The following is a 23875-nucleotide window of genomic DNA, read 5'->3' as shown; positions in this document are numbered from 1 at the left end:
ACGTGGCGGCCATAAAAAGGCCCGCACCTTGCTAAAGGGAGCGGGCCTGGTTGCACGTCAGCGTGCCAGGGTGGCTCAGCAGATCGCCGGCTCAGGCGTAAGCCGCCAGCACCTTTTTCATTTTCTTCATCGCCGAAACTTCAATCTGGCGAATCCGCTCGGCGCTGACCTGGTACTCGGCCGCCAAGTCGTGCAGCGTCATGCCGCCTGAGCCATCGTCGTTGACCTTGAGCCAGCGCTCTTCCACGATGCGGCGCGAACGCGGATCCAGCTCTTCCAGCGCGGCGCTGATGCCGTCACTGGCCAGGTTGTCACGCTGGCGTGATTCGATCAGGGCAGTCGGTTCCTGCGTGGCATCGGCCAGGTAGGCAATCGGTCCAAAGGCGTCTTCGCCGTCGTCGCTGGGGCTCGGGTCCAGCAGCACGTCGCCGCCCGACATGCGCTGCTCCATTTCGATGACTTCCTCGCGCTTGACATTCAGCGTCTTCGCCATCGAGTCAATCTGGCCTTCGGTCAGCGTGTCGCGGTGCGTCGCCACATCGGCGTCGTCCTTGAACCCCTGTTTCATCGAGCGCAGGTTGAAGAACAGCTTGCGTTGGGCCTTGGTGGTGGCCACCTTGACCATGCGCCAGTTTTTCAGGATGTACTCGTGAATCTCGGCCTTGATCCAGTGCATGGCGTAGCTCACCAGCCGGACGTTCTGTTCCGGGTCAAAGCGCTTGACCGCCTTCATCAGGCCGATATTGCCCTCCTGGATCAGGTCGCCATGCGGCAGCCCGTAACCCAGGTACTTGCGGGAAATCGACACCACCAGGCGCAAGTGAGAAAGCACTAACTTACCAGCGGCCTCAAGATCGTTGTGTTCTTTGAGTTTTTTGGCAAATTCCTGCTCCTGCTCCAGGGTGAGCATGGGCAGACGGTTGACCGCCGAAATGTAGGCGTCCAGGTTGCCCAGCGGGGGAACCAGCGACCAGGGATTGACGGCAGCCACGGCATCGGCGCGGGGCGCGGAAACCGCAAGGGCGCCCGTCAGGGCCTGGGGGGACAGAGCATGTGACACAGTCGAACTCCTTTTCTAGGACGAAATATTAGCACTCGATTAGAGAGAGTGCTAAGCAATAGGTTCAATGCCGGCGATAGCATAAGGCTAACCCGTGCTAACCCTTGGTTTTCACTCAGTTGTAGGTATGACCCTCCAGCGTCGACTTGGTTCTGGGGGGTTGGTTACCGGTTTGTAAAGGCGGGTCGGCGTTTATTGCCAGGGCCTCGGGTGATGGATTGCGCTGCCTCAGTCAAGCAGGCCGCCGCGCTTCGGGAAGCGGCCCAGTTAGTGGTATTGGGGGTCAACCTGGAGTCGCCCGTTCACTTTTTGTGAACATTTAATTAAATTGAACAGAAGCGGAATTTTGTTTAAAATTCTCTCTCGTTCATAAAATGTGAACGTCTTTAAATTATGAACATATGGGCGATCCCAAACTTCTAATCGAGCGTGCAACGGCTGAGTTAAGGCGGTTGGGCCTTGACGTGGTCATGGTGGATCCGCCCCAGGATACAACGCAGTTTCTGGCGGATGCATGGCTGCGTATTGGCAAGGGCGGAGAACATATGGACTATGTGGCCGAAGCCAAAAGCAGGCTGACGCCCGCAACCCATGGGGCGGCAACCATGCAACTCCAGCACGCCGCAGCTGCGACCGGGCTCGCCCCTTTGCTGGTGACGGAATACCTCACACCGCCCATGGCTGAAAAGCTGCGTGGGCAAAAGCAGCAGTTTGCGGATACGGCAGGCAATGCCTACCTGGAAGGCCCCGGCCTGCTGGTCTATGTGACAGGATGCAAGCTGCAGGGCAACAATGTGGCCCCCAACGCAGGCAAGGCGTACACCCTGACGGGCTTGAAGGTGATGTTTGCGCTGCTTGGCAACCCTGAGCTTGCCAACGCGCCACACCGTGCCATCGCAGCAGCAGCGGGCGTAGCGCTGGGTGCGATTCCGGCCGTGCTGGCCGACTTGCAGCAGACTGGCCATTTGCTGGTGCTGCCAAAGCACCGGTGCCTCAACGCCACCAAACGGTTGCTTGACGAATGGGCGCTGACCTATGCGCGCAGGCTGCGGGCCAAGACCTTGCAGGCGACCTATCTTGCGAAAGACTTTGACGCCTGGCAACAGTGGCCGCTGGATGCCCAGGCCTTGTGGGGTGGTGAGCCAGCGGCGAATCTGCTGGTTGACTATCTGGTGCCGGGTGTGCTCACGATTTATGCCGACAGGCTTCCGCCAAAACTGCTGGTGGAGCAACGCATGACAATTGTTCGCGGCGCGCAGGCGGGCGACCGTGTGCTTGAGTGGCGAAAACCGTTCTGGGGAAATATGCCAGCCACAACGCGGCCAGACACGGTGCATCCCGTGCTTGTGTATGCCGATTTACTCGCAACAGGCGATGCCCGCTGCATCGAAACCGCACAGCTGGTTTATGACGAACACCTTGCTCGACTTCTCCCTGCGGCCTGAGCTGGCCCTGCACGCCCGGGTGGTGGCTGACGTGGAGGCAGCCGCAGCGGCCATGAGCATTGCGCCGCTCATTGCTGGCGCCTTTGCGCGCGACCTGCATCTGCAATACGGGCATGGCATCAACATACAGCGTCAAACAGAAGATATCGACTTCGCATTGGCCGTGCCGGACTGGGCAGCTTTTGCCGTTTTGCATGAGCGTCTGATCGCAAGCGGCGCATTTGCGGGCTCAACCACGGCGGCGCATCGGCTGCGGCATCACAGCGGCTGGCCGGTCGATCTGGTACCGTTCGGCGGGGTTGAATCCCCTGAACGAAAGATTGCCTGGCCACCACGTCACGAGTTCGCCATGGACGTGTTTGGTTTTCGTGAGGCACTGGCAACTGCGCACGTCGTCTTGTTGCCTGGCAATGTGCGGACGCGAGTGGTGTCGCTTCCCGCGCTCGCCTTGCTCAAAATTGTTTGCTGGCAAGACCGGCACTACGCCTCCCCGCGCAAGGATGCACACGATTTGCAGATGATCCTGCGCCACTACCTGATTGCCGGCAATGAGTCACGACTCTGGGATGAATTTGTTGGCTGGACACAGAACGATGATTTTGACTACGAGCTGGCCGGTCCACGCATGCTGGGCCACGATATTCGCCGCATGCTCGATAAACATGGTCTTGATCAAGTGACCCATGTGCTGCTACCGCAAACGGACACTGGCAAGCCGGGCCTATTGCCCAACGAGATGAATTCCACCGACCCGGACCGCGCACTTGCCTGGCTAAATGCGTTGCTGCGCGGCCTGCTGGACACAGAGATACCCAAGCCATGAACTCCGCCATCATTGTCCAGAAACTCTGGAACTACTGCAACGTGCTGCGCGACGACGGCATGAGCTATGGCGACTAGGTCGAGCAGCTCACTTGCCTGCTGTTCCTCACAAGTTTCAGGACCCGGCCAAGCTGCGCCGCCTGGTGGTGGACCTGATCGATTGTGAAAACTGGTCGGCCAGCCTGGACATTTTCTGGCTCAAGGACGAAAGCCTGGCCGACAGCGACAACCTGCCGCCACCCGACGTGATTGCCCAGGAAATCGTCGATGATCTGGAAGCGGCTCGGGAGGAGTTCAGGTTGATTGCCGGTGGCTTGGGGAGCGATCTTGCGGTGGAGGTCGGTGTTTAGTTTGCTATTATTTTAATAGCTTATTAAGCAGGTTCTGTATGGGGTAGAGTCCTATTTTGCTCTCAGTTCCAGCCCGGCGCGCGTCCTAGTGGTTAGCCCCAATGGTGGGCGCGGCGGGCGATGCTGATACTGACACGGCATTGTGAGTTCGCCGTGTGCGGCGCGGGCACAACACGACAGGGGCGGCTCTTGCCCGGAACCTTCAGGAACGCTGTGTATGGCCGGTGTCACGATCAGGGCAGTCAAGAAGAACTTCGGCGAAGTCCCCATCCTTCATGGCGTGGACATCGAGATCCAGGACGGTTCGTTTACTGTGCTGGTCGGCCCCTCGGGCTGCGGCAAGTCGACGCTGCTGCGCATGATTGCCGGGCTGGAACAAATCAGCGGCGGCGAGATCCGCATTGGCGACAAGCGCGTCAACGACTTACCGCCGAAGGCGCGCGATATCGCGATGGTGTTCCAGAACTACGCGCTGTACCCGCACATGACGGTGCGCGAGAACATGGCGTTCTCGCTCGAACTGGCCAAGCAGGACAAGGCCACGGTCGCCAGCAAGGTCGCACGCGCCGCCGAGATCCTGGCGCTCGGTGCGCTGCTGGATCGCTACCCGCGCCAGCTGTCGGGCGGCCAACGGCAACGCGTCGCGATGGGGCGCGCGATCGTGCGCGATCCGCAGGTGTTCCTGTTCGATGAACCGCTCTCGAATCTCGACGCCAAGCTGCGTGTCGCAATGCGCAGCGAGATCAAGGAACTGCACCTGCGCCTGAAGACCACCTCGATCTACGTCACTCACGACCAGATCGAGGCGATGACGATGGGCGACAAGATTGTCGTGATGCGCGACGGTCGCATCGAGCAGACCGGCAGCCCGTTGGATCTGTATGACCATCCGGCCAACCAGTTCGTCGCCGGCTTCATCGGCTCACCGGCGATGAACTTCCTGCCCGGCACGCTGAAGCGCGCCGGCGGCAGCGCGCGCATCGAGCTGGGTGACGGCACCCAGCTCGACGCACCGCCGCGCTCGGGCGGCGCGGACGGCCAGCCGGTGATCTTCGGCACCCGGCCCGAGCATTTGACGCTCGCTGACGCCGGCGGCATTCCAGCCCATGTGGTCGTGATGGAGCCCACCGGGATGGACACCTTCATCGCCTGCCGACACGGGGGCGTGGACCTCTCGGCGGTGTTCCGCGAGCGACACGACTTCGCACCTGGCAGCACCATCCATCTGCTGCCCGACCCGCAACGCGCGCACCTGTTCGATGCGAGCACCGGCCAGCGCCTCGCAGCCTGACTGCGCTCGATGCCTTTTCCCCGCCTCAACACTCGACTTATCACGGAAGGAGACTCACGATGAACCCGTTCAATCGCAGAAAATTCCTCGAAGGCTCGGCCGGCGTCGCCGCCGCGGCCACGATCGGCACCGGTGCCGCCGTCTGGGCGCCCGCAGTGCATGCGCAGGCGCTCACCTACAAACCCGAGAAGGGTGCCAAGCTGCGCGTGCTGCGCTGGAGTCGCTTCGTGCAGGGCGACATCGACGCCTACATGGTCAACGTCAAGAAGTTCACCGAGAAGACCGGCATCGAGGTGCGGGTCGACAACGAAGGCTGGGAAGATGTGCGGCCCAAGGCCGCCGTGGCCGCAAACACCGGCGCCGGGCCCGACATCATCCTGTCGACCAACGACGACGCGAACCTGTACCCCGAGAAGCTGCTCGACGTGACCGACCTGTGCACCTACCTCGGAAAGAAGTACGGCGGCTGGTATCCGGCCTGCGAGGCCTACCTGCGGCCCGACGGCAAGAAGTGGATCGGCGTGGCACTCGGTGCCGCCGGCGCGATGCTGGTCTACCGCCAGAGCCATGTGAAGGCGGCCGGCTTCGACAGCTTCCCGAAAGACACGACCGCTTTCCTGAGCCTGCTCAAGGCGCTGCACGCCAAGGGCACGCCGGCCGGCATGGCACTCGGCAACGCCACCGGCGACGGCCTGTGGACCAACTGGCTGATCTGGTCGCATGGCGGCAAGCTGGTCGACAAGGACAACAAGGTCGTGATCGACAGCCCCGAAACCATCAAGGCGCTCGAGTACGGGAAGGAGATGTACGCGAACTTCGTTCCCGGCACGCTGTCGTGGCTTGACCCGAACAACAACAAGGCCTTCCTCGACAGCCAGATCAGCCTGACCAACAACGGCATCTCGATCTACTACGCGACCAAGAACGCGACCGACCAGAAGGTCAAGGATCTCAAGGAAGACGTCTACCACGCCCAGTACCCGATCGGCCCGGTGGGGGTGCCGACCGAGTCGCACCTGTTCTTCAACCAGATGATCATGAAGTACACCAAGTACCCGCAGGCCGCAAAGGAGTTCCTGCGCTTCATGATGGAGCAGGAACAGTTCGACCCATGGCTCACGGCGGCCGGCGGCTACATCGCCCCGCCGCTGGCGGCGTACACGAAGTCGGCGATCTGGACCTCGGACCCGAAGCACACTCCGTACCGCGATTGCGTGAAGAACCTGCGCCCGGCAGGCTACGCCGGCAAGCTCGGTTACGCGTCGGCGGGTGCCGCCGCCGACTTCATCGTCGTCAACATGGTGGCCGAAGCAGCGAGCGGATCGAAGACGCCGAAGGAAGCGGCGGAACGGGCGCAGAAGCGCGCCGAACGTTATTACAAAGTCTGATAGTGCCGACACCTTTGGTGCGGCACTATCTCGCTGCGTTTGATCGTCACGCCGCCTGGACGGCGGGCGTGACGTTCAACCTGGCGCCGCGATGCTTGCGCATCGCCGGTCGCGCACGCTGGACTACCACCGATGCTTGAGAAACTTCAGAACAGTCGCAACGCGCTCGGGCTCATCTTCATGTTGCCCGCTGCGGTGCTGCTGCTGCTGTTCCTGACGTATCCGCTCGGGCTGGGCGTGTGGCTCGGATTCACCGACGCCAAGGTCGGCCGGCCTGGCGAGTGGATCGGCATCGAGAACTACGTCTTCCTGGCCACCGACAGCGTCACGCAACTGGCGCTGTTCAATACGCTGTTCTACACAACCATTGCGAGCGTGGCGAAGTTCTTTCTCGGCTTGTGGCTGGCGCTGCTGCTGAACAAGAACATCCGTTTCAAGTCCTTCTTCCGGGCCGTGATCCTGCTGCCCTACATCGTGCCGACGGCTTTGTCGGCGATCGCCTTCTGGTGGTTGTTCGACGCGCAGTTTTCCATCATCAGCTGGGTGCTGGTGAAGATGGGCGTGATCGACAAGTACATCGACTTCCTCGGCAGCCCGTGGAACGCGCGCTTCTCGGTGATCGCGGCCAACGTGTGGCGCGGCGTTCCCTTCGTCGCGATCACGCTGCTGGCGGGCCTGCAGACGATCTCGCCGTCGTACTACGAGGCGTCGGCGATCGACGGCGCCACGCCGTGGCAGCAGTTCCGCCACGTCACGCTGCCGCTGCTGACGCCCATCATCGCGGTGGTGATGACCTTCTCGGTGCTGTTCACCTTCACCGACTTCCAGCTGATCTACGTGATCACGCGCGGCGGCCCGCTCAACGCTACCCACCTGATGGCCACGCTGTCGTTCCAGCGCGCGATCTCGGGCGGCGCGCTCGGCGAGGGCGCGGCGATCTCGATCGCGATGGTGCCGTTCTTGCTGGCCGCCATCATGTTCAGCTACTTCGGCCTGCAGCGCCGCGCGTGGCAACAGGGCGGGGCCGACAAATGAGCCAGGACACGAGCACCGACACGGTCGGGATGAGCTTTCTCGACTCCACGCCGCGCAAGCTGGTCAGGGTCTACCTGCCGCTGTGCATTTTTCTGTTCGTGCTGCTGTTCCCGTTTTACTGGATGGGCATCACCGCGTTCAAGCCCAACAACGAGCTGCTCTCGCGCGACGGCAACCCGTTCTGGATCGTGGCGCCCACGCTCGCACACGTGAAGAAGCTGCTGTTCGACACCGCCTACCCGCAGTGGATGTGGAACACGGTGCTCGTCTCGGTCGTCTCCACCTTTTTCTCGCTCGCCGCGTCGGTGCTGGCCGCCTACGCGATCGAGCGGCTGCGTTTTTCGGGCGCCAGGCATGTGGGGCTGGCCATCTTCCTGGCGTACCTGGTTCCACCGTCGATCCTGTTCATTCCGCTGGCTTCGGTGGTGTTTCAGCTCGGCCTGTTCGATACGCGGCTGGCGCTGATCCTGACCTACCCGACCTTCCTGATCCCGTTCTGCACCTGGCTGCTGATGGGCTACTTCAGGACCATCCCGTTCGAGCTGGAGGAGTGCGCGCTGATCGACGGTGCGACACGCTGGCAGATCCTCGTCAAGATCGTGTTGCCGCTCGCGGTGCCGGGCTTGATCTCGGCCGGCATCTTCGCGTTCACGCTGTCATGGAACGAGTTCATTTACGCGCTGACCTTCGTCTCGTCGAGCGAGATCAAGACGTTGCCGGTAGGCGTGGTCACCGAGCTGGTCGAAGGCGATGTGTACCACTGGGGCTCGCTGATGGCGGGCGCGCTGTTCGGGTCGCTGCCGGTCGCATTCATCTACTCATTCTTCGTCGAGTATTACGTGTCGGGGATGACGGGCTCCGTGAAGGAGTGATCGGTGGGGTCAATGCTTCACCGCAGAGAAACGGAGTTTTCGCCAAGACATGGGAGGTAGCGTACAAGATCTCATTCGAGTTGCAGGCCGCACCAACGGCGTGAGGAATTGCCAAGGCGAGTCCGGCGTGTGGCTCCAGGTGCGGGTGTGTCAGCCCAGGACACATCGTCCGCCGCGACAGACAATCCTACCGGCCACACCCGCAAAACCTGGCTGAGTTTGCACTGCAAGGTGCCAAATACGCGTTTTTGGCGGAAAGGCTGGAGCCCAGCGTGCCCACCCGCCACAGCGCACCGGCTTTTGCGGCGGTGTTTGCACCGGGGTCGGACGACTACGTCTGGCCCCCTAAGGGCGCCGTGCGCGGCACAGGTTTGCCGCCCCTGTACCCCGCGGTGAGGGTGTAAAGAACAAAAATTCCACTGAACTGTGGAAAACGCCGCGTCTCTAACGCCTATGAACCAATCCATCAAAGGCGCGGCGAAACGCCTTACCTTTTCGCTGGTTGTCGTGTCCGCCCTGGGTGGATGCGCGGTTTATGGGCCTGCCGACCCTGGACCCTATGCGTACGGAACGTATGCCACCGGCCAACCCGTTTATGTGGCGCCTCCCGTTTACGCCAATCCCTACCCTTATCCTTACCTCTACCCCTATCCCTACTACTATGACCCTTTGTACATAGGCCCGGCTGTATCCTTCAACTTCGGTTTTAGCTCATGGAGCGGTCATCGCAGTCATGATCGGGGATTTCGGGGTGGGCATGGCGGCTTTCGGGGGAGTCACGGCGGTGGTTCCAGGCGCGGTGACCGGTAATTTCCTGATGCCTCGTGGCTGAAAACGTGGAAGCAATACGGGCCCGGCTGGGCTGGCGGTAGTGGCGTTGGCTGCCGGGATGGTCATCCCCCTGGTTCAGATTTTGGCGCACGAGATAGCGTCCTGTGCTCGCCCCGTAGAACCGGTAGAACCGTAGAAGCTAGTGCACAGCCTTTGGAGAGGCAGGCGTGTGCGGCCGCGTCAGGCGCCAGCTAACCTGCGCCAGCCAGAGCGCCGCCAGGGCACTGGCTACCCAGATCAGGGCTGCGCCGACAAACTGTTGTTCATCCAGCCGATAGGCATTGCACACGCGCGCAGGCGCCTCCTCGTAGAGCGTGCCTGCAATGGCCATCATCGGCAGCGTGTTGCCCAGAAAGAAGCCCTGCACCACGGTGCCCGCAGCCCGCCAGGACAAACGCAGCGCGGCGCCACACAGCAGCAAGGCGGCCAACTTGAGGGCGTCAATACGCGCATCCACCAGCACCAGATCGAGCAGACGCGGCACCATGGCCAGCGCCAGCACCAGCGCGGCAAAAACCAGCCCGGCCATACCGTGCGCGTTGCAGGCATCCAGGCGTTGGCGCCACGTGGGTGAAAGGCCCGCGGCCAGCAGGCCGCCCACCACGATCAGGGCGGGAAACTGCAGCAGCATGTGCGTGGCCATGCCTGACTCCAGCGCGCGCCGGAGCGGTGGCAGCAGCAGGGCAGCCAGCAGCAGCCCGCCAAGGAGGACCTGGTGGCGCGCCAGCCATCGGCCAACGGTGTGCGGCGCGCTCATCCGGTGCTTCCTTCGGCCTTTGCTGTGTGGGCTTGTGTGGCCGCAAGGTGCTGCGCCCAGGCCAGCGCGGTGTCCATGTCGGTGTAGTCAAAGATGCGCACGAGGCGGCCCCTGCCATCGACCACCAGCAGTGCGGCGTTGTGCTCAAAGCCGCCCATGCCATCCGGAATCACCACCACCTGAAAGCGCTCCAGCAAAAGACGCAGCCCCGTTTCATCGCGCGCCGTGGCAAAACGCCAGATATGCGGGTCGGCCTGGAGGCGGCCGGCATAGGCCGCCAGCGCGGCTGGGTTGTCGTGCGCCGGGTCAAAACCGACGGACAGCAGCTTGACGCCAGCTGGTCCCTTTACGCTCTTTGCGCTCGCCGGGGGGGTGCGTTGGCCTTCCTGGATGTTGGCCTGCAGCTGCTGAAAAGTGCTGCCCAATGCCAGGCAAACCGTCTGGCAGCGGGTGTAGACAAAATCGACGATGGTGACGCCGCCGCCCTCCGAGAGCAGCAACGGCAATGACGTGTCAGCCATGTCGGGCCCGTGCAGCGGGGTGGCGGGTGCGGGCACCGGCGCGAGCGCCACTTCGAGCCGGCGCGCGCCTTCGGCCGTCCAGATTTGAAAATCATGCGTGAGCCAGGCGCCTGCCGCATAAGCGAGCAGTGCGAAAAGCGCGCTCAATGCGGTCGTGCGTCCCATCATTGCGCCGCCGGCAAGGCCTTGAGTTCAGCGCCGCTGGCAAAGGGCGTACTGCGGCGCGTGTCCTTGCGTTCGGCGGCGAACTGCTCCGGCGTGATGGCTGCAGCCTTGTTTGACCATTCCGATCGAATGGTGCTGGCAATGGCGGCCAGCTCGGCATCGCTCAGCTGCTTGAACGAAGGCATCATGCCCTTGTAGGTGGTGCCGGCCACCTCGATCTCCCCGGTGATGCCGTGCAGCAGGATGTTGACCACCACGCGCGGCTCTCCCTGCACCCATTCAGAGCCATCCAGCGGCGGAAACACGCCGGGCAGGCCCTTGCCGGTGGCCTGGTGGCAGGACGCGCAGTTGCCCGTGTAAAGCGCCTTGCCGTCTACTGCCTGGCCTGCACCCGGTGCGCCCGGTGCCTTGGCCGTGAGGTCCGCCACGGTGCGCCGGTCACCCAGCTCGGCGTTGCCAAACGGGTCGGAGAAAAATATATAGCCGGCACCCAGGAGCACCATCACCAGCGTCACAGCCGCTGCCAGCAGGGGCATGGGTTGCACCTGCTCGGAGGGGTCTCCCGTTTCGCGTTGCTGCGCCGCCGGGTGCTGCCGTGGGTCAGGGGTCACCATGAAAATCTCCTCGGGTGCATCAGGGCGCTGCCGGTGCCGGCAGGATGGGGTAGGTGTGGTTCAGCGCCTGCAGGTACTTGACCAGGTCCAGTGCCTCCGGCCGGGCCACCACGACCTTGCCAAAGGGCGCGTAGACGGGCGGCAGCGTCACTACCTGGTCGCCTTCCTCGGCCGCATCCTTGACCAGAAACATGTAGGGATACGACGGCATGATGGAGTCGGGCACATAGGCGCGCGGCTGGTACAGGTGGCCCAGATGCCAGTCCTTGCTGGGCTGGCGCGCGCCGATGTTGAAGAGGTCCGGCCCGGTGCGCATGCTGCCCAGCAGGTGCGGTTTGTCGTACACATAATCGGCCGGCACCGACGGGCGGCCCCAGCCGCGCGTGTGGTCGGGCGCCAGATTGCGGTCGCGCGGCTGCTGGCTGTGGCAATACACGCAGCCGTTGGCGATGTACACCTCTCGCCCGCGCAGTTGCTGGTCGGTATAGGGCTTGAGGCCCGCCGGTGGTTTGACATCGCGCACCTGGATATACGGCATCACGACCAGCGCTGCGGTGGCGATGGCGAGTGCGACCATCGCGCCGGCGGCCAGTTTGACTTCATTTTCCATGCGCGGCCTCCCGGGGTTGCATGAACAACGCCGCACCGGTCCGGTCAGGGCCGAAACGCAGCGCCATCGTCAGGAAGTGGCCCACAAACACCAGATGTCCCAGGCTCATCACCAGCCCACCGACGCTTCTGGACTTGAGCCAGGGCAGGGTCACGGCGACCGATTCCCCGAACGGCCGGGCCGCATCAAGCATGGCCATGCCCTGAAGCCAGCCGCCGATCGTCAGGCCAACGAAGTAGATGCTGATGCCCAATGCGGCCAGCCAGAAGTGCAGCGTGATCAGCCAGGGGTAGGGCCACTCCCACTCCAGCACACGCGGCATCATGAAGTAAATCGCCCCAAAAAACACCATCGTCACGAAGGCGTACATGCCCAGGTGCGCGTGTGCCACCGTGAAGTGGGTAAAGTGCGTCACCGCGTTGATGCTGCGCAGCGCCTCGAACGAGCCCTGCACCGAAGAGGCCAGGTACATCAGCCCGCCAAACATCATGAAGCGCAGCGTCGGCGAGTAACGCGCCAGGTGCATTTGCCCTTTGAGCGTGCCTTTCATGTTGATGGTGAAAGCCAGCACCGGGATGATCATCATCACGCTTTGCACAATCGACAGCGTGGTCAGCCAGCCGGGTACCGGCCCGCCGATCAAATGGTGACCGCCCACTTGTCCGTAAAAGAAGGCCAGTGTCCAGAAGCCCAGCAGCGACAGGTTGTAGGACACCACGGGCCGGCCGATGATTTTGGGCAGGAAGTAATAAATGGCCCCCACGGCCACCGGCGTAAACCACAAGCCCAGTGCGTTGTGGCCATACCACCAGTTGGTGGTCGCCTGCTGCACGCCGGTGTGCACGCCGGGGAGGTTGGCAACGCCAAACAGCACGGCAATCCACAGCAGGGCCGCCGTGAAGTACCAGACGCTCACATACAGATGCTCGATGCGGCGGTTGACGAGCGTGTAAAGCGCAGGCAGGATCACCAGCGCAAAGCCGACGAAGATGAAGATGTCGATCTGCCATGGAATTTCAAGAAACTCCATGCCGTCGGACCAGCCTACTGCAACCGCGCCAATGCCCGCGGCAATGCCGGTGTTGATCAATGAGCCGCCCATCATGGCCCAGATGCCGCCATGCAGCCGCGTGCGCAGCATGCGTGGCAGCAGCCACAGAATTATCGCCAGCGCGGCATTGGACGACCAGCCATAGATCACCGCGTTGAGGTGAACCGTGCGAATGCGTCCAAAGGTCAGCCAGGCCTGCTGCACCAGCCAGTCGGGCTCATGCAGCTTGATGGAGGCGATACCACCTGCGACGGAACCCACCAGCAGCCACAGGCAGGCAAACGCGATGAACATGAACACGGGGAATGCGCTGGAGCGATCTGCCTCGACGCGGTCGCTGACTTCGCCCTGGTCGGCGGACGCGGGTTCCGCCGCGGGCGGCGCGGCGGCCTGCATGGCGCCCTGGGTGGTGTCGTCAAGGGAGGGGTCGTCGATGCGGCCGATCTCGCCGCGCGCAAAAATCACCGAAGCCGCGCCCGGGTTTTCCACCAGCAGGCCTTTGCGCAGCGACCAGATAAAGGCAAACAAACCAATGATGGACAACAGAAAAGCGCCCAGCAGGCTCAAAATTGCACTGTCCATCATGGCCTCCCTGAGTTCAAGAGGTGCAGATGGTGCAGACTCATCAGGGTCTCGTTGGGCATCGGTTTCTCCTGATTGCTGAAAGGCGGCCCTAAAAAAGCCGCGTGACAGCCACCATATGACCGAATACGCCGGAATGCAAGTGCCGCGGCTGCACCTGGTGACTGCACCTTGTCATCTTGTATATGTATGGCCTGCCGCACAGCAGGCACTGGCGGGTCAACGTCGTGGGTCAACATGGCGGGTCAGCAGCACCGGGTAACTCACGCCGTCGCCCTTTCGGAGCGGAGGTTTCAATCCAGCCCTGCCACCCCAACCGGCGCGTGACCGTCAAGGGGAAGCTTGCTGGAACAAGGTCTTCAGGCGGTAGCCGGCACAACCCGAATCAGCGGCTGGCGGGTCAGCCAGGCCTCCAGGCATTCCGTGACCCCGGCTGCGAATCGCTGGTACACCGGCTCCGTGACAAAACCGAGATGGGGCGTGAGCAGTACATTGGGCATGCGGCGCAGCGGGTCGTCCATCGGCAGCGGTTCCACATCAAACACATCCAGCGCGGCAAAGCCGGGCTGCCCCTGCTCAAGCGCCTGGACCAGCGCCGCGCCATCCACCAGCGCCGAGCGCGAGGTGTTGACGAGCAGGCTGCCAGGCTGCATCAGTTTCAGCCGCTGCGCATCCAGCAGGTGGTGCGTCGCCGGCGTCGGTACCAGGTGCAGGCTGACGACTTTCGCGCTGCCCAGCAGTTCTTCCAGCGTGACCGCGCTGGCGCCGTGCGACGCGGCGCGCTCGGGCGTCATGCGCGGGCTCCAGGTGATGACCTTCATGCCCAGCGCCTGGCCGACTTTGGCCACGCGCCCGCCGATTTCGCCCAGGCCGATCAAACCCAGCGTCTGGCCGTGCAGCACGCCCGCCAGGGGCTCGGGCTTGTCCGCGCGCCATTGGCCGCGGCGCAGCAGGGCGGTTTGTTGTTCGAGCTGGCGCGTGGCGGCCAGGATCAGCGACCAGGTCATCTCGCAGGTGCTGTCTTTGGACGGGCCCCATTCGGTGTGGCTGACGGGAATGTCGCGCGCTGCCAGCGCGGCCAGGTCGAGGGTGGTGTTGCGCGTGCCGGTAAACACCAGGTAGCGCAATTTGGGCAGCGCGGCCAGCAAGGCCGCATCAAAGGGCGTGCGGTCGCGTACCAGCACCACGGCGTCGGCGTCTTCCAGCGTGTTGATCAGGGCCTCGCCGCGCAGCGGCAGGTGGTGCACCGTCACATCGGCTTGCGCATCAATCTTGCGCCAGTCGCCGAGCCGGCGCAGTGCCTGCTCGGCATCGCCGACGATGACGATTTTTGGCCTGGCGTGTGCCGGCGCGGTCATCGGCTTTCCGGGGTGGCGAGTGCAATGACGGCGGCCACGCTGGCCTGGGTGCCCAGAGCCCAGCAGGCGTTGATCAGTTCGCTGGTTCTGCCTGCGCCCAGGATCGGGTCAGACAGGTCCTGGAATTTCGCTTCCAGCAGAACGTCCGTCATCGGATTCTGCAGCGAGCCAATTGCGTGCTCGACAAACACATGCACGCGGCGGCCATCCTTGAGTACCGCCGTCACGTCGGCGCTGGCTTCGTCAATGGAGTCGTCGACCGTGGCAACCACCTTGCGGCGCAGCGCCACCATGTCGGCGCGGTTGACGATCTCGTCGGAGAACTCCTCTTCAGCCGCGCGGCCAAAAGTCAGCCCGGCGGCGCAGCCGTGATAGACGCTGAACTTGGCCTGCAGGCCGTCGGCGGGTTCTTTTTTGCCGGTGAGTTCCAGCACCAGCGAATGCACCTTGAGCTCGATGCGTTCGATCTGCTCGGCGGTGACGCCTTCTTTGGAAAATCTTTCGCGCAATTGGGCGCAGGCATCAATGCTGGGGTGAATCACGATGCCGCAGGCAAAGGGCTTGTAGCTGTTGAACGAAATCTCGAAACGCTGGCCCAGCTCATGGGTGATCTCGTTCCAGTCGTTCTTGGTCGAGACGGTCTGCATCATGCCGCGCGGCGCCTCAAGGGCCTTGGGGCTGGCGGTGAAACCCTGGCTGGCCAGCAAGGCAGACATCAGTCCGGCACGTGCGGCGCCGCCGGGATGAAAGGGCTTGGTCATGGTGCCGAACTGCTCGCGCATGCCGACGGGCTGCGAGGCCGCAATGCCCAGCGCCATCGCGGTCTTCTGCACATCCAGCTTGAGCAGGCGCGCGCAGGCCGCCGCGGCGCCCAGCGTGCCGGTGGAGCCGGTGATGTGCCAGCCGCGGTCGTAATGCTCGGGGTACATGGCGTTGCCAACGCGGCAGGACACGTCTATGCCCAGCACCAGCGCGTCGATGACCTCGCGGCCCGAGCTGCCGGTGTGCTCGGCCAGCGCCAGCACGGCAGAGGCCACCGGGCCGGCGGGGTGGATGATGGTTTTGAGGTGGGTGTCGTCGAAGTCAAAGGTGTGGGAGGTGATGCCGTTGAGCAGCGCCGCGCTGCCCATGTCGACCTTTTCGGTCCGGCCCAGCACGCTCGCCTGCGCGGCGGGCTGCAGCAGCTTCACGGCGGCCAGTGCGGCGCCGGCGGCTTCATGGTGGGCCGCACCCACGGCGCAGCCCAGCCAGTTCATGAAGGTGCGGTGCGCTTCATGGTCCACCGCATCGCTCCATCCGCGTGACGGATGGTTGGCAACGAACTGCGCGAGGATTTGCGTGATGGGTGGAGCGTTGTGGTCGGCGGCGACCTGGGTATTGCGGGCCATAAATCTCTTGGTGCAGGTGTTCCTGCAAATGTTGTTGATGCCGGGATGTGGCGGGATGTGGCGAATCGGCCTGCGCCGCAAAGGAGCGGCACAGACGCACGGAAGGGGCAAGGCGTTAGCTGTCCAGCTGGATGTTCCTCTCCTTGGCAAGCCTGGTCCAGCGGGCAATGTCGATTTGCATGAAAGAGCCGAAAAACTCGGGCGTCATCTGCACCAGCTCAATGGCTTCGGTGGAGAGTTTTACCTTCATGTCGGGTTGTGCCAGCACCTGCGCCAGCGATGCGCTCAGGGTTTTCACGATGGCTTCGGGCATCTTGGCCGGGCCAACCACGCCGTACCACTGGATGGCATCGAAGCCCTTGAAACCGGACTCTTCCAGGGTGGGGACGTCCTTGAGCAAGGGGTGGCGTTTTCTTCCGGTCACGGCAAGCGCCCTCATGCGTTCGCCTTTCAGGTAAGGCAGCGCGGCGGCGAGCCCCGGGAACATGACCTGGGTTTGCCCGCCGATCAGGTCGGTGATGGCCGGTGTGATGCCGCGGTAGGGGATGTGCACCATGAAGGAATTGCTGGCCTGTTTGAAGAGCTCGGCCGTCAGGTGCGTCAGCGAGCCGGGTCCTGCCGAGCCATAGCTCACTTTGCCGGGGTTCTTCTTCAGGTACTCGATGAGTTCCTTGACGTTTTTAACCGGCAGGCTGTTGTTCACCACCAGCACATTGGGGGTGGCGCCAATCATGCCGATGGGCGTGAAGTCCTTGATCGGGTCGTAAGGCAGCTTGCGCGTGGCGGGGCTGGTGCCGTGGGTCGCGACATAACCCTGCATGAGTGTGTAGCCGTCGGGCGCGGAGCGTGCCGTGGTCTGGCAGGCAATGACGCCGCCGCCGCCGCCCTGGTTGTCCACGATGAAACTCTGGTTGACCACCTTGCCCCAGCGCTCGGTGACGGTGCGGCCAACCAGGTCGCTGCCGCCGCCGGCCGCCACCGGAACGATGTAGCGGATGGGTTTGGACGGGTAGGCCGTCTGGGCCAGTGCCAGGCTGGGGGCGTAGATCAGGGCAGGGGCGGCCTGCAACAGGGTGCGTCGTTTCATGGGTCTGTCTCCGGGTGGCGATTAAAAATCAGGGGGGGCTACTTGGTTTTTATTTGGCTAGTTCGTTAGATGGCTTTGGGCGGCTCAGCGTCAACCAGGCGTATGTAGGCATCGCCCACGTGGCGCGCCATCAGCGCTTCGCAGCGCGGGGCATCGGCGTCGCGCAGGGCCTGCACGATCTCAACGTGTTCGGCAATCGAGGCCTGCACGCCCACGTTTTGTGACAGGTTTTTCAGGCGCGACAGATGCAGCTTCTGCACGATGCCGCGGTAGGTCTCGGACAACTGCCGGTTGCCGGCAGCTTCCACAATGGCCCAATGAAAACGCAGGTTTTCGGCGTAGTAGCGCTGCACGTCGTGCTGCCCGGCGGCCTCCCGCATGATGTCGACCGAAGCCGTCAGCAGCGCCAGCAGGGCCTCGCGTTTTTCGGTGGCCAGGCCGGCGGCGCAGCGCCCGGCAAAGCCATCCAGCAGTCCGCGCATCTGGTACAGGTCACGAATTTCAGCCGCATCGAGCTGGCGAACAAAGACGCCCGAGTGTTTGCGTGACACGACAAGCCCCGAGCTTTCCAACTCGCGCAAGGCCTCGCGCACGGGCACCCGCGAAACCTGCAGCCGGCTGGCCACATCGGGTTCATTGATACGCTGGCCCGGCGCGAGCACGCCCTTGAGGATCAGCGCCAGCATGTCGTCGCGCACCAGCTTGGCCAGCGAGGTGTCGCGGACGTCATTGAAGCGGTCGGCAGAAGATTCGGTGAACCAGGGAAGCATGGTGGCAATTAGTTGGATTAATTATATCGTATACGAAAATCAACCAAGTCAGGAGTTTCTAGCAAATCGTTCTCCTCAGGCTGTTTCATTCGCTGCCTGAAAGCGAGGCAGGGACGGGGGAGGGAGAGATAAGGAAGATAAGGAAGAGTGGGGCGGTTGCCGCGCGGGACTCGCGTCTGGCAGCGAGGTGCCGAACGCCGTGAGGATCAGATGCGCAGCCTTGCCAGGTAATGCTGCAAAGAACCGTCTCGACCCTCCTCAACCCTGAATGTGGGCTGGGGTGGGATAGCGTTGGCGGTGGGCCCTTAAAGCCCTAAAAACCGTAAAAGAAAGCCCCGACGCTGCACTCAGGGCAGGCGTCTGTCACCGCGAATTTCACGCGCCTCGACGTCCACCACATCGTCTGCGGGCCTCGCAGCACCGTCGCGGGCCGCACCGCCGGGCCACATGCCCTGCGGAGAAAACCGCTGAAAGCGGCCAAACACCATGGCGGGCGAGGGTTTGCGACCCGTGACCAGCGATTTGAGCAGGCTCAGGGCCACAACGATCAAGGCTGCCAGCAACAGGCTGACCGCGAAGATGGCTGCAAACAGGCCTAGGGCCAGTTTCAGGAAAAAACGCAAAATTTGGCTGACTAGACTGGGCACGCGAAATCCTTTAAACCCGCAAACAGAAAGCCAGAGGTGAAGGCGAAGCTGCCGTTTTCAAGTCATGCGCGCAGCGCGGGGGGAGGGGTAGCACGGCGGGACAGACATACGGCTCTCACCAGTGTATGCCCAGCTTGCCGAACAGCTTGCTCAGCACAAACAGTGGGCCAACCCAGAGGTATTGAATATCCTCGAAAAAAGAGGGTTTTTTCCCTTCTATTTTATGGCCGATGAATTGCAGAACCCAAGCCCCTACAAAGATGGCGATGGAAATCTGCAACACTTGCGGCCCCATGGCCAACACCAGCGCAAGGGTTGCGAGCGACCACAGCACCATGGCGAGAAGAAACACCACGGAAAGCCGCGCGTAATACACCATGCTTGCGGCAATGAAGGCATACGCCACATAAGGATGCAGGGCAAACAGTATGCCGACGAGGCTCAGCATGATCAAGGGAATGGCGATGAAGTGGATCACCTCATTGCGTGGATTCTGGTGGCTTTCGCCATAGTGGGCGAGCAACTGGTCTACCCGGCGTGGCTGGGTAGCTGCAGATTCAGCAGGATTGGTGGTGCTTGTCATGAAGGCGCTCCGGTTGGCAGTGTTTTCAGACTTTAAACCACGCACCCGTTTGTGCAAGTCGCTGAAGGCACACCGGGCTCAGGTGTTTTCTCCCGGTGAAGGCAAGCCGCCGAGTCGCCCCGTGCCGCCCATGAAGTGCTGCGTTGAGCTTGTAGAAGCCCATGATGAATGCCATTCAATTTTTGACTTCTCGACGCTGGACAAGCAATGGCTCCCAATCCAGTCGGGTACTACCGCTATTGGACTTAGAGGGTGTAGACGAAATCAACTGGAGCTGGCGAGCCTATTGAGGAGAATACGCGCTTCAGCGAGCCAGACCCAGGCGGTGGAGATCAATGTCCTGCGGTCGTGGTGCATGACCATGCGCCGCCAGCGCTCGTTCCAGGCGTGAGTGCGTTCGACCACCCAGCGCTTTGGCAACACGACGAAGCTGGCCACAGGCTGCGGCCAGAGCGACTGCTGTGGATCGTGCAGCGTTCCGGTCGAGCGGTTGCCGGGCCTGCGGACCACCTCGACGCGAATACCATGGGCCTGCTCGATGGCCTGCGCACATTTGCCGCCGTAAGCCCCATCGGTATAGAGCCGCGCGATGCTGGGAACCTTGCGGCAAGCCTGCGCAATCACTTCTGCTGCACCGTCGCGGTCTTGAACGCTGGCCGCGGTTACAGTGACCGCAAGCAGCAGACCAAGTGTGTCGACCACGATGTGGCGCTTGCGGCCCTTGACTTTCTTGCCCGCATCGAAGCCGCTGTCTCCGCCTTGCGGCGAGGCTCGATTCGATTGAGCATCGATCACTGCTGCGCTCGGCTCGGCGCAGCGTCCCATGCGAATACGCCACTGCTGGCGCAGGCGGTCTTGCATCCGCTCGAAGGCACCAGCATCGACCCAACGCACGAAGGCCTTGTAGACCGCCTGCCATGGGGCGAAGCTCGACGGTAGCAGGCGCCAGGCGCAGCCGGTGCGAAGCACGTAGCAGCATGCATCCACCAAGTACCGGCGTTCGTATCGTGCCGGCGTACCGCGTTGACCCACAGGGCGCTCAAAGATGTCGGCAACCAGCGCCCATTCGGCATCGGTCAGATCGGTGCTGTAGTGCGAGCCCGCCTCACGTCGATGGGAAGCGGTGTAACCGTAGCGCTTGTGCATGGCCCGAGCAGCCGCAGGCACTTCGAAGGCCCTGCGCTCGGGCATCAAGCGGACGATGCCCTGGGCGCGCAAGGTCCTGCGGATCGTAGCTGCGCACACACGCACCGAGCCCCGGTGTTCCAGTTCAGCCGCGAGTTCCTCCAACGTCGCATGCGGCATCTGCGAGGCGAAGCCGCGCAATAAGACCACCTGCTCCGGCTTCAATGCCGGTGGCCGACCTCCTCGATCCACTGCCTTCGGCTCATCGCCTATCTGCCCTTGCTTTGTCATCGCCACCTCTTCTCGAATGGCAAAATGACGTGCAATCTTCAGGCCAGTTGATTTCGTCTACACCCTCTTAGGTAACCGAGCATCCGTCTCTGCTCGAGTGATCGAAGTAATCGCAACAACGCCGGAAGTGGGTGCAGCAACGGGCCACGCAGCCATGCACGGCCCATGTGGCTGACGACCCGCAAGCGGTCTGGCATCACCACCGCGCTCAGCCCGGCGTCCTCATGAAAGACAAGCAGTCCCACGCTTCCGGATTACTCCACGGACTTCAGCCCCATGGGTGCGCGGCGGTCCATGTTTCAGCGCCCGGTGAAAGCAGTTGCCGGAATCAGCTTGCCTGCAACCAGCGGCTCGCCGTCGACCATGACGCTTGTTCCCGGATCGCAGCTAAAGTCGATCGCCGCATTGGTCCACCGGGGTGGTTCGGCGTCGTCCAACAAGGGCACCAACAGCGCGTTCAGTGCAAGGCGGTAAAGATCGACCGGCATGGGCGCATCCGGCATCGCATCCTGGGCCATGGCGTTATGCGGCTTGGCTGCCATCAAGGCCAGCCTCGCTGCGATGAGCACAGTGCGTCTCGGTCAGGTTGTGAGCTTAGGCAATCACCTGCGCCGCCGCGCCATCGGAAGCGATGATGCGGCTACTGCTGTCGCCGGGCGTCTTCCAGGGCTGCCGCCCTTTGCCTTAACGAGCGACCATGATGTCTAGCAAGGTAGTGAAGGCAGTTGTTAAACAGGCTAGGCGTCGCGAAATCAGGTGCCTGCGACCTTGGCGATTCCGGGCAAGCGCCTGAGAAACTGCTTGCCCGCCTTGCCCAGAGCGCGCATCAGCGATGGGCGGCTCTTCGGGATTACTAAGCAAACGGCTTCCCCCTGCGGGCCGGCCGTCAGTGTGATCCAGCCGTCCTGCTCGATAAGGTGCACCTGCCCGGGTTCCAGCGGCGTCCTGGCGCGAAAGACCTGCTCGCCCAGCCACAGCGGCGTGCCGGTCACCACCAGACTACCCGAGTTGCTGAGCAAGGAGATCCCTGCTTTGGTCCAAAAAAGCAGGGACTCGCCAGCACCAAGCTGGACAGCTTGCGGAGGATTCGGGGTGACTTCCTGTTCCTCGTGACGCGTGGTCTTCATGGCGTTCTCCGGTAGTTTCAAAAGGCGTGGCCCATTGGTCCATTGGTAATTGGCAATGGAGCGCACTACATCCCGTAGGCGGCGATGGACGCTCCGGGCAAGTCGGAATCGTGCGCGGTGCTGTGTTGATTCACCACCGTGTGATCGGGCCGTTGAAGGGGCAACAGTGTTGCGGCAGCTGTTTTGGTCTCAGCACTGATCTGGGCGACCACGGCTGTGCCAACGTCGGTCACGCCTGAACCGCAGGAGGCAACGAACAGTCCACCGAGAATCACGGCGCCGATCAGGCCGCAAGCTCTCAGCGCGATGGAAGCGATAGGCGGGCGCTGCCGTCCGCGGCTGAAGGTCCGCCTGAGCCCTCGAAGCAGCGGTGCCACGATCAAGCGATCGATTTCCTTAGTCCGGGTTTCGCGGGCTTTACGCTCAACTTGCTCTCGCAGGTTCAGGTTGCGGTTGCGGTTGCGGCGGTAAGCTTCGTAGATGACGTTTCCCATGGTGGCTTCTCCGGCATTGGGTTTCTTTGTCATATGCAGCTCCTGGTGAGAAGTGTCGTGGTGAAGTCCATCGCGCCAAGTGAGTGCGACCTCGCCGCGATGCGCACAAGGCGTCTTGATCAGGTTGTGAGCGTAGGCAATCACCCGAGCCTCCGCATCATCGGAAGCGATGATGCGGCTGCTGCTGTAGCTGGGCGCTTTCAAAGAGTGCCGCTATTGCGAGCGGTAATATGACCATGACGCTGGCGACCTTTTTCTGTTACGGTCAATGCAGCATCAAAAGAAAAAGTGCAGGTTTCTCACGGGCCCGACGGCGCCCGAAAGCTTTCTCTGCACGCAAGCGCGAGCAGCGTCCTCACGAAAGGTTCATGGCATGGCTGTTCGACATCCTGCGAATGGGAGGGTTTCACCGTGATCGGCCTGGAGGGGGTTTCCGCTCAGGAGCTATCCGACCTGATAGGTGCGATCTATGACTGTGCGCTCGATCCGCAGCGCTGGCCGGCCACTTGCCGAAAGGTTGCAGATCTCTGTGAAAGCACAGCGGGCGGAATATGCGTTCATGATCTGCGGCACGTGCAAAATGACCAGCTGTTCGTCTTCGGATATCAACCAGAATTCCTGGAGAAGTTGGGAAGTCAATACGCGGTAAGTCCCATGGCCGTTGCAGATGTCGTCTCGAATATCGGCGACGTCAGCGCCCTCTCCATGGAGCGTTACCAGTTGCTCGAAAGCCGGTTCTTTCGAGAGGTGCTAAAGCCGTTTGGATTGCTGGATATGATCTGGTTTCCCGCGTTGCGGACCGGAGGGCGCATGGCTTCCATGCATGCCTCCCGCAGCGAGACGGCCCCGCATTTCCAGCAGCGTGATGTCAGTCTGTTCAAGCTTCTCTCTCCGCATGTATGCCGTGCACTCGCCATTTCCGATGTGCTCGATATCAGGGCGCTCAGGTCGGAGATGCTGGAAAAGACGCTGGATGGACTGGTTGCCGGTGTTTTCCTCACGGCGCGCGATGGGCACGTCGTTTACATGAACCAGGCTGCCGAACGCCAGATCAAAACCGGCAATTCGATTCGTCTCGTCAACAATCGGATTTCTCCCACCGATCCTGCGGCTCGCGCTGCACTGTCGAAGGCGATTGAAGAGGCGGCGCGCGACGATGCCGAAATGGGTGTGAGCAAACATTCCGTGGCGATTCCAGACAGAGTCGGCGGCGGCTACGTTGCGACTCTCCTTCCGATTGAGAGCGGCCAGCGCCGCGGCATTCTTGCGCCGTTTGCAGCATCGGTCGCAGTGTTCACGCAGGATCCCGTTCAGGCGCCACTCATGCCGGGTGAGGCCTTCGCCAGGCTGCACGGGCTCACTGGCGGCGAACTGCGCGTGCTGCTGGCGCTTTCCCAGGGGCTGGGCGGCATGGAGGTGGCCGACATGCTCGGCATCGGCGAGTCGACTATTCGCACCCACCTGAAGCACATGTTCTCCAAGACCGGCACGTCCAGGCAGGCCGACCTCCTGCGCCTGCTGCATAACTCGGCGCCGCCGATTCGTACCCTGTCAACGACTGCCCATTGAGTCCAGGGAGTCTGGCCTCAACTGGCTGCACAGTTGACGTGC

General features: G+C 62.4%; 25 protein-coding genes. 9 read left to right on the top strand and 16 right to left on the bottom strand.

What is annotated here, in order from left to right; genetic code table 11:
- Positions 1-91 precede the first annotated feature (91 nt).
- Positions 92-1060 carry an RNA polymerase sigma factor RpoH gene (gene rpoH / locus AC1DUB_RS02685; RefSeq protein WP_477728181.1) on the bottom strand — a complete coding sequence of 323 codons (969 nt, stop codon included), beginning with the start codon at positions 1058-1060 and terminating at the stop codon, positions 92-94.
- A gap of 470 nt (positions 1061-1530) precedes the next feature.
- On the opposite strand from rpoH, the gene AC1DUB_RS02680 reads away from it, so the two are divergent.
- From AC1DUB_RS02680 to AC1DUB_RS02645, 8 genes are all read left to right on the top strand, one after another.
- A complete protein-coding gene (locus AC1DUB_RS02680) occupies positions 1531-2505 on the top strand; it encodes a type IV toxin-antitoxin system AbiEi family antitoxin (RefSeq protein ID WP_477728180.1) in 975 nt (324 codons plus the stop codon).
- Positions 2506-2557: 52 nt separating this feature from the next.
- A complete protein-coding gene (locus tag AC1DUB_RS02675) occupies positions 2558-3328 on the top strand; it encodes a nucleotidyl transferase AbiEii/AbiGii toxin family protein (protein ID WP_477728179.1) in 771 nt (256 codons plus the stop codon).
- Positions 3329-3419: 91 nt separating this feature from the next.
- Entirely contained in the window at positions 3420-3677 is a 258-nt protein-coding gene (locus AC1DUB_RS02670) for a hypothetical protein (protein WP_477728178.1), read from the top strand.
- A gap of 217 nt (positions 3678-3894) precedes the next feature.
- A complete protein-coding gene (locus tag AC1DUB_RS02665) occupies positions 3895-4968 on the top strand; it encodes an ABC transporter ATP-binding protein (protein ID WP_477719470.1) in 1074 nt (357 codons plus the stop codon).
- A 59-nt stretch (positions 4969-5027) separates the two neighbouring features.
- Entirely contained in the window at positions 5028-6356 is a 1329-nt protein-coding gene (locus AC1DUB_RS02660) for an ABC transporter substrate-binding protein (RefSeq protein ID WP_477719471.1), read from the top strand.
- Between the two features lie 132 nt (positions 6357-6488).
- The gene (locus AC1DUB_RS02655; protein ID WP_477719472.1) at positions 6489-7391 is read left to right on the top strand and encodes a carbohydrate ABC transporter permease; all 903 of its coding nucleotides are present in this window, start codon (positions 6489-6491) and stop codon (positions 7389-7391) included.
- The gene (locus AC1DUB_RS02650) at positions 7388-8263 is read left to right on the top strand and encodes a carbohydrate ABC transporter permease (RefSeq protein WP_477719473.1); all 876 of its coding nucleotides are present in this window, start codon (positions 7388-7390) and stop codon (positions 8261-8263) included. Before AC1DUB_RS02655 ends, AC1DUB_RS02650 begins: the two co-directional genes overlap by 4 nt.
- 272 nt (positions 8264-8535) lie before the next feature.
- On the top strand, positions 8536-8667 hold the full coding sequence (locus AC1DUB_RS02645; RefSeq protein ID WP_477719474.1) for a hypothetical protein: 132 nt from the start codon (positions 8536-8538) through the stop codon (positions 8665-8667).
- Positions 8668-9233: 566 nt separating this feature from the next.
- On the opposite strand, the gene AC1DUB_RS02640 is transcribed toward AC1DUB_RS02645, so the two are convergent.
- From AC1DUB_RS02640 to AC1DUB_RS02570, 15 genes are all read right to left on the bottom strand, one after another.
- The gene (locus AC1DUB_RS02640; RefSeq protein WP_477719475.1) at positions 9234-9851 is read right to left on the bottom strand and encodes a hypothetical protein; all 618 of its coding nucleotides are present in this window, start codon (positions 9849-9851) and stop codon (positions 9234-9236) included.
- Positions 9848-10540 carry an SCO family protein gene (locus AC1DUB_RS02635; protein ID WP_477728177.1) on the bottom strand — a complete coding sequence of 231 codons (693 nt, stop codon included), beginning with the start codon at positions 10538-10540 and terminating at the stop codon, positions 9848-9850. Before AC1DUB_RS02635 ends, AC1DUB_RS02640 begins: the two co-directional genes overlap by 4 nt.
- The gene (locus AC1DUB_RS02630; RefSeq protein ID WP_477728176.1) at positions 10537-11151 is read right to left on the bottom strand and encodes a c-type cytochrome; all 615 of its coding nucleotides are present in this window, start codon (positions 11149-11151) and stop codon (positions 10537-10539) included. Before AC1DUB_RS02630 ends, AC1DUB_RS02635 begins: the two co-directional genes overlap by 4 nt.
- Before the next feature lie 19 nt (positions 11152-11170).
- Positions 11171-11761, bottom strand: coding sequence for a cbb3-type cytochrome c oxidase subunit II (locus AC1DUB_RS02625; protein ID WP_477728175.1), 591 nt, complete (start codon positions 11759-11761; stop codon positions 11171-11173).
- Complete coding sequence (locus AC1DUB_RS02620; protein ID WP_477728174.1) at positions 11751-13394, bottom strand: cbb3-type cytochrome c oxidase subunit I; 1644 nt, start codon at positions 13392-13394, stop codon at positions 11751-11753. The genes AC1DUB_RS02625 and AC1DUB_RS02620 overlap by 11 nt, the downstream gene beginning before the upstream one ends.
- A gap of 359 nt (positions 13395-13753) precedes the next feature.
- Entirely contained in the window at positions 13754-14752 is a 999-nt protein-coding gene (locus tag AC1DUB_RS02615) for a D-2-hydroxyacid dehydrogenase family protein (protein WP_477728173.1), read from the bottom strand.
- Positions 14749-16140 (bottom strand): MmgE/PrpD family protein, encoded by a 1392-nt coding sequence (locus AC1DUB_RS02610; protein ID WP_477728172.1) that lies wholly within the window; start codon positions 16138-16140, stop codon positions 14749-14751. The genes AC1DUB_RS02615 and AC1DUB_RS02610 overlap by 4 nt, the downstream gene beginning before the upstream one ends.
- Positions 16141-16255: 115 nt before the next feature.
- The gene (locus AC1DUB_RS02605) at positions 16256-17227 is read right to left on the bottom strand and encodes a Bug family tripartite tricarboxylate transporter substrate binding protein (protein ID WP_477728171.1); all 972 of its coding nucleotides are present in this window, start codon (positions 17225-17227) and stop codon (positions 16256-16258) included.
- A gap of 65 nt (positions 17228-17292) precedes the next feature.
- Entirely contained in the window at positions 17293-17997 is a 705-nt protein-coding gene (locus AC1DUB_RS02600) for a GntR family transcriptional regulator (protein WP_477728170.1), read from the bottom strand.
- 347 nt (positions 17998-18344) lie between these two features.
- Positions 18345-18644, bottom strand: a complete 300-nt coding sequence (locus tag AC1DUB_RS02595; RefSeq protein ID WP_477719491.1) for a hypothetical protein — start codon at positions 18642-18644, stop codon at positions 18345-18347.
- A gap of 115 nt (positions 18645-18759) precedes the next feature.
- Positions 18760-19227 (bottom strand): Mpo1 family 2-hydroxy fatty acid dioxygenase, encoded by a 468-nt coding sequence (locus AC1DUB_RS02590; protein ID WP_477728169.1) that lies wholly within the window; start codon positions 19225-19227, stop codon positions 18760-18762.
- A gap of 264 nt (positions 19228-19491) precedes the next feature.
- On the bottom strand, positions 19492-20604 hold the full coding sequence (locus AC1DUB_RS02585; protein WP_477728364.1) for an IS5 family transposase: 1113 nt from the start codon (positions 20602-20604) through the stop codon (positions 19492-19494).
- A gap of 338 nt (positions 20605-20942) precedes the next feature.
- Positions 20943-21185 carry a hypothetical protein gene (locus AC1DUB_RS02580; RefSeq protein WP_477728168.1) on the bottom strand — a complete coding sequence of 81 codons (243 nt, stop codon included), beginning with the start codon at positions 21183-21185 and terminating at the stop codon, positions 20943-20945.
- A gap of 210 nt (positions 21186-21395) precedes the next feature.
- A complete protein-coding gene (locus AC1DUB_RS02575) occupies positions 21396-21770 on the bottom strand; it encodes a hypothetical protein (RefSeq protein ID WP_477728167.1) in 375 nt (124 codons plus the stop codon).
- Positions 21771-21835: 65 nt separating this feature from the next.
- Entirely contained in the window at positions 21836-22468 is a 633-nt protein-coding gene (locus AC1DUB_RS02570; protein WP_477728166.1) for a hypothetical protein, read from the bottom strand.
- Between the two features lie 207 nt (positions 22469-22675).
- Here AC1DUB_RS02570 and AC1DUB_RS02565 point away from each other — a divergent pair, with 207 nt between their 5' ends.
- On the top strand, positions 22676-23833 hold the full coding sequence (locus AC1DUB_RS02565; RefSeq protein WP_477728165.1) for a helix-turn-helix transcriptional regulator: 1158 nt from the start codon (positions 22676-22678) through the stop codon (positions 23831-23833).
- Positions 23834-23875 lie beyond the last annotated feature (42 nt).

The sequence above is a fragment of the Polaromonas sp. P4_F9 genome (assembly GCF_056401235.1).
This window is presented reverse-complemented; position numbering and strand designations above follow the sequence as displayed.

Coding starts and splice junctions, on each gene's coding strand:
- AC1DUB_RS02680 (WP_477728180.1), top strand. CDS start 1,531: ATGGTGGATCCGCCCCAGGATACAACGCAGTTTCTGGCGGATGCATGG.
- AC1DUB_RS02675 (WP_477728179.1), top strand. CDS start 2,558: ATGAGCATTGCGCCGCTCATTGCTGGCGCCTTTGCGCGCGACCTGCAT.
- AC1DUB_RS02665 (WP_477719470.1), top strand. CDS start 3,895: ATGGCCGGTGTCACGATCAGGGCAGTCAAGAAGAACTTCGGCGAAGTC.
- AC1DUB_RS02660 (WP_477719471.1), top strand. CDS start 5,028: ATGAACCCGTTCAATCGCAGAAAATTCCTCGAAGGCTCGGCCGGCGTC.
- AC1DUB_RS02655 (WP_477719472.1), top strand. CDS start 6,489: ATGCTTGAGAAACTTCAGAACAGTCGCAACGCGCTCGGGCTCATCTTC.
- AC1DUB_RS02650 (WP_477719473.1), top strand. CDS start 7,388: ATGAGCCAGGACACGAGCACCGACACGGTCGGGATGAGCTTTCTCGAC.
- AC1DUB_RS02640 (WP_477719475.1), bottom strand. CDS start 9,851: ATGAGCGCGCCGCACACCGTTGGCCGATGGCTGGCGCGCCACCAGGTC.
- AC1DUB_RS02635 (WP_477728177.1), bottom strand. CDS start 10,540: ATGATGGGACGCACGACCGCATTGAGCGCGCTTTTCGCACTGCTCGCT.
- AC1DUB_RS02630 (WP_477728176.1), bottom strand. CDS start 11,151: ATGGTGACCCCTGACCCACGGCAGCACCCGGCGGCGCAGCAACGCGAA.
- AC1DUB_RS02625 (WP_477728175.1), bottom strand. CDS start 11,761: ATGGAAAATGAAGTCAAACTGGCCGCCGGCGCGATGGTCGCACTCGCC.
- AC1DUB_RS02620 (WP_477728174.1), bottom strand. CDS start 13,394: ATGGACAGTGCAATTTTGAGCCTGCTGGGCGCTTTTCTGTTGTCCATC.
- AC1DUB_RS02615 (WP_477728173.1), bottom strand. CDS start 14,752: ATGACCGCGCCGGCACACGCCAGGCCAAAAATCGTCATCGTCGGCGAT.
- AC1DUB_RS02610 (WP_477728172.1), bottom strand. CDS start 16,140: ATGGCCCGCAATACCCAGGTCGCCGCCGACCACAACGCTCCACCCATC.
- AC1DUB_RS02605 (WP_477728171.1), bottom strand. CDS start 17,227: ATGAAACGACGCACCCTGTTGCAGGCCGCCCCTGCCCTGATCTACGCC.
- AC1DUB_RS02600 (WP_477728170.1), bottom strand. CDS start 17,997: ATGCTTCCCTGGTTCACCGAATCTTCTGCCGACCGCTTCAATGACGTC.
- AC1DUB_RS02590 (WP_477728169.1), bottom strand. CDS start 19,227: ATGACAAGCACCACCAATCCTGCTGAATCTGCAGCTACCCAGCCACGC.
- AC1DUB_RS02580 (WP_477728168.1), bottom strand. CDS start 21,185: ATGGCAGCCAAGCCGCATAACGCCATGGCCCAGGATGCGATGCCGGAT.
- AC1DUB_RS02575 (WP_477728167.1), bottom strand. CDS start 21,770: ATGAAGACCACGCGTCACGAGGAACAGGAAGTCACCCCGAATCCTCCG.